At 35.7% G+C, this 526-nt stretch carries 1 protein-coding gene; it reads right to left on the bottom strand.

What is annotated here, in order from left to right:
* Positions 1-84: 84 nt before the first annotated feature.
* Complete coding sequence (locus tag GB992_RS11425) at positions 85-402, bottom strand: hypothetical protein (RefSeq protein WP_161002552.1); 318 nt, start codon at positions 400-402, stop codon at positions 85-87.
* Between the last annotated feature and the right edge of the window lie 124 nt (positions 403-526).

The following is a 526-nucleotide window of genomic DNA, read 5'->3' as shown; positions in this document are numbered from 1 at the left end:
ATCAGCTCCTAAAAGATGGGTTTGTGGTAAACACCATTTTAAAGGAAGCTGATCTTTTTTGTCCGAACAGCGTTCGGATTAATTTTACAATCTACCATCGTAATTTCTATTCACTACTGTCACATTCTCTGGGAAAAAAACACTTATGTTGATATACAATTCTTTAGGAGCTTTCATATACTTCACATACTGGGTAATTTCTTCTGCCAAAGACAAAGGCACGTTATCCGATTTGATAACAACTTGGTATCCTCGTCCAGCAATTCCGGGTCCGTTCCTAATTTGAATGAGTTGCCAGGGTATTGTTAAATCCTTTTCTTTACTAAGTTTATGTCGTCCTCTGATTACCTGAAAATAGAAGTAAAAATAAGCTCCAAAACCATGTTTTTTTCTAAATTGCATCTGTGCTTCTATAAGGTTTATCCAATGGGCAAATTACAAGTTTAATCCGAACAAGCCCGGAATCTTTCAATGGCAGTCTGTTGATGATGTATTTTTAATGGTCGTTGATTAATTAGTTCAAGTG

It is taken from the genome of Furfurilactobacillus milii (genome assembly GCF_009863985.1).
Classification (GTDB): Bacteria; Bacillota; Bacilli; order Lactobacillales; family Lactobacillaceae; genus Furfurilactobacillus; species Furfurilactobacillus milii_A.
Note: the sequence above shows the minus strand (reverse complement) of the source record. Positions and strands in the feature narration are given on the sequence as shown.